The organism is Staphylococcus caprae (assembly GCF_002902725.1).
Classification (GTDB): Bacteria; Bacillota; Bacilli; order Staphylococcales; family Staphylococcaceae; genus Staphylococcus; species Staphylococcus caprae.
The window spans coordinates 1-3,728 of sequence record NZ_PPRT01000054.1; the positions used below are offsets into that span (position 1 = coordinate 1).

Annotated in this window: 4 protein-coding genes and 1 pseudogene; 2 read left to right on the forward strand and 3 right to left on the reverse strand. The window is 27.4% G+C overall.

Annotated features, from left to right (window positions below; translation table 11 throughout):
* A pseudogene (locus tag CD155_RS13135) lies at window positions 1-152 on the forward strand (protein rep); the annotation flags it as partial.
* Window positions 153-1,100: 948 nt separating this feature from the next.
* Here the strand turns inward: CD155_RS13135 and CD155_RS12965 are convergent.
* From CD155_RS12965 to CD155_RS10100, 3 genes are all read right to left on the reverse strand, one after another.
* The gene (locus tag CD155_RS12965) at window positions 1,101-1,241 is read right to left on the reverse strand and encodes a hypothetical protein (protein ID WP_172605786.1); all 141 of its coding nucleotides are present in this window, start codon (window positions 1,239-1,241) and stop codon (window positions 1,101-1,103) included.
* Between the two features lie 150 nt (window positions 1,242-1,391).
* Window positions 1,392-1,841 carry a MarR family winged helix-turn-helix transcriptional regulator gene (locus CD155_RS10095; protein WP_256604994.1) on the reverse strand — a complete coding sequence of 150 codons (450 nt, stop codon included), beginning with the start codon at window positions 1,839-1,841 and terminating at the stop codon, window positions 1,392-1,394.
* 21 nt (window positions 1,842-1,862) lie between these two features.
* The gene (locus CD155_RS10100; protein ID WP_172605787.1) at window positions 1,863-3,287 is read right to left on the reverse strand and encodes a YhgE/Pip domain-containing protein; all 1,425 of its coding nucleotides are present in this window, start codon (window positions 3,285-3,287) and stop codon (window positions 1,863-1,865) included.
* A 225-nt stretch (window positions 3,288-3,512) separates the two neighbouring features.
* On the opposite strand from CD155_RS10100, the gene CD155_RS10105 reads away from it, so the two are divergent.
* A partial coding sequence (locus CD155_RS10105) for a hypothetical protein (RefSeq protein ID WP_180991837.1) occupies window positions 3,513-3,728 on the forward strand: 216 nt, incomplete at its 3' end.

Here is a 3,728-nt window from a genome sequence, read left to right on the forward strand (position 1 = left end):
TCAAAGAGATTGATCCAACAGAATATGTATATCAAATTTTTTACATGTGGAATCAAAAAGAATATTTAGCGAGTGAAATTTTTGATTTAACGGATGAAGAAAAACGAGAAGTGAATCAAAAAATGATAAATGAAATTGAAGCAGACATATAAAAAATAAAACGCTGACTCAAAAAAAGAGTGAGCGTTTTTTTATTTTTATTCACGACTTTAAATTTTTGTGTTACGTTTCTAAAATTATTTTTTTGAATTTGGTCTAAAAAATTTTCAGGCGTTAAATTTTTTTAGCTTTGGAATTTTTTTGGAGACGTGTTCAAATTTTTTCGTGAAACTTTGAAAAAAGTTTTGTGATTTTATTTCAGACTTTGAAATTATTTTTTAGAAGTTGGTCTAAAAAATTTTGTGGCGTTAAAATTTTTTGAGTCGACCTTTGGAAAAAATTCAGGTTACGTTTCGACTTTTGAAAATATTTTTTCGAGGTTGTTCTAAAAAATATTCGAGTTTCTAAAATTTTATAACTTCTCAGAAGAAAATAGAGGGTGTTTTTAGAAGCGTTTCAAAAATTAGTACAAAAACCTCAAAAAATTATAAAAGCATTATGAGTAGTTTTATTTAGCAAATAAAAAAGCCACAAAAGAATGTGGCTTCTAAAACGGAAAAATATATAAGGAACTGAGAATATTTTGAGCAAGAGCTCTGATTATATTGTAACAGAGCATTTATGCCGAGAAAATTTATTGATGTTGAGAAGAACCCTTAACTAAACTTGCAGACGAATGTCGGCATAGCGTGAGCTATTAAGCCGACCATTCGTCAAGTTTTGGGTTTGTTAAGGGTTCGGAGGCTCAACGTCAATAAAGCAATTGGAATAAAGCGTTAAAACTTCGATGTAGTTTTTTATTTCTAAATTATTAATTCTTGTTATTCGAATTTTTCTCGATTTTGCTACAAATAAAAATTATAAGAAAAAATCCTATTCCAATTATAATTGAATTTAATGGTTGTTTAGGTACTAAAGTAGAGATTATGAAAAAATATATTATACATAATATTGCTGTTAGTAAAACTGAAATAAATTTACTCATGAAAAATCCCTCGTTTTTATTGAGCTACTATACTTTGAACAGATCCATCTACTTTACCTTTTACAATAATACCGTTCTTTGGTACTGCTTTACCGCCATAAGCAGAAACTATATATCCTGCGAATGAGCCTACAAAGCCTCCTGGGTTCTGTTGCAAAGTTAAAAATTACATCATATATATACAAAAAAATGAAACATTAATCAAATTAAATGGAACAACTTCTTATTAAAACAACGTTAAAGATTCTGACTTTGTATAGAACTGTATACTATTTTAACTTTGCAACAGAACCATTTTTTATCAGTTCTATTTTTTCAAAAACACTCTAGATATAAAATTTATTTTTTCTATCAAATCTTTAATTTCTTTATCACTTAAATCAGATGACAATCTATTTTCAATCAGTTGGGCCATAGTTTTAGTAGCTAGAGACAAGAAATCGTCTCCTTTATCTGTTAAGGCGACAATTTTTACGCGTTTATCTTTTGATTTTAATTGGGTAATATAACCTAAATTTTCTAGTTTATTAACTCTCTTAGATGCGGCTGATTTAAAAATATTTTGTTGTTCAGCTAAACCGTTTATAGTTATGCTGCCTAAATTTCTTATAATCCTCATTGCTTCCACTTGTTCTCTTGATAATAAATTACCCAAAGATGAACTTTTTATAATACTATCTATCTCTTTATTAATTTCTAGCATGGCAATTGGAAATGTTTCTATAACTTTCTCTAATTCTTTATTTTTAGCAAACAATTTAGCTCCCCCTTATTAAGTTTAATTCATACGCATTGAAAAAGGTAGCTTCTCTTTACGATTAAACCATACTAGTATTATATACTGCAGTAATATCAAGAATATAGTTATAGATACTAATACAATTATAATATTATAAAAACTTAAATGACTTCCATATTTAAATATAGCATCTCTATATCCTTGAATAGCATAAGACATAGGAGATAATGGATTAATTAACTGATAAAATTTGCCTGAAAGTGTTATGGGGAATATTCCTTCGCTAGCACTCAATTGTAGCATCAATAAAATAATAGCTAAAAAGAGCCCTACTTTATCAAAAAGCAAAGTAAAAAAAGTAGTAATACATATTGAAACAATGCTCCAAAGTACTCCAATAATCAAAAATCTTCCATAACTATCTGGTGTTAGCTTAAAAGCCAAAAGAACCCATATACTTAAAAACACAGTTGAGAGAGTCCCTTGGATAGAATATAAAACTAACTTTCCAAAAGTTTGTTTGATTGCTGAAGTATCTTTACTTATTGATTTTCTTATAGGATAAACTGAGCTAAATGCAATACCTCCGACAAATAAGCTAACACTTATCATATATGGAAGTATGGCTTCACCATAACTGTCTATTGTTGTAACATTGTTTTCTTTAACTTTTAATACTTGATTTAAAACATTTACATTTTTATTTCCAAAAAACGAGTTAGATTTACTAAGTGATTTATCATCTATACTTAATTTTAAGTTATTAGTATTATTATTTATTTCCTTTAAACCCTCAGTAATTTGATTATTTCCATTAATTATTTGTGATGATTGTGAACCTATGACGTCATTTTTCATATTTGTAGTTAATCTCTGATTATTTAAAATCAAATTACTTTGCGCATCATATATTTTATTTAAAGAATTCGATATACTTTGCATACTTTTTTTATTTTTTGAATAATCATCAGACATTTTATTAAAGTACTTTTTTCTAATATTAAGACTCATTTTATCAGATACATCATTCATTGCATTTTGAGCAATCTGGCTTCCACTATAACTAGAAGCAGGGTTTACTCTTGTTTCTATTTCAATAGGTTTGGGATTTTTGTTGAAAAAAGTTTTAGCTCTTTTAGATGTGTCTTTAGGGATAATTATTGTCCCTATTGTTTTCCCGTTTTTCAAATTTCGCTCCGCATCTTTTTCGGACATAAACTGAAAGTCAATCGTTTTAACTTTTTTAAGTTCTTTGGACATATCTTTTCCAACGTTTATTGTGTTTTTATTAAAATAACTTTTATTGTCTTTATTAACTACACCTATACTTAAATTGTCTGTTTTATCATATGGATTCCAAAAAGAACCTATGAATATTGCTATATAGAGCATCGGTATTATAGATATAATTAATAATGCTACTGCTATTATTTTATTCTTTTTTATTAATTTTAATTCGCTCACTATGAGCCCTCCTTATTTAGTACACCCCATAAACTAAATTAATTTATACTTCTATTTTTGTCAAATTTTGATTCCCCCTTTTCTAAAAAACTAATTTTACACTTAGGGAGTATAACACGTCATTTAAGCAAAATATAAAAAAATTTAAGCAAAATTATTATAATGATAGTTGAAAATATAAAGAAAGAAGGTCTTACTATAATGAATAAGAAAATATTATTATCTTTGTTTTCTTTAACAACTACGTCACTACTAATAACTTCTATCCATGATTTTAAAGATGCACACGCTAGCGAAACCACTCCTACTAATTTAAATCAGTACTTTTTATCTCAATCAGATAAGCAAAATAATGCAAAGCAATCTACTGATACAGAGGAAACAATGTCTTCTCAATCAGATAAGCAAGATAATGCAAAGCAATCTACTGATACAGAGGAA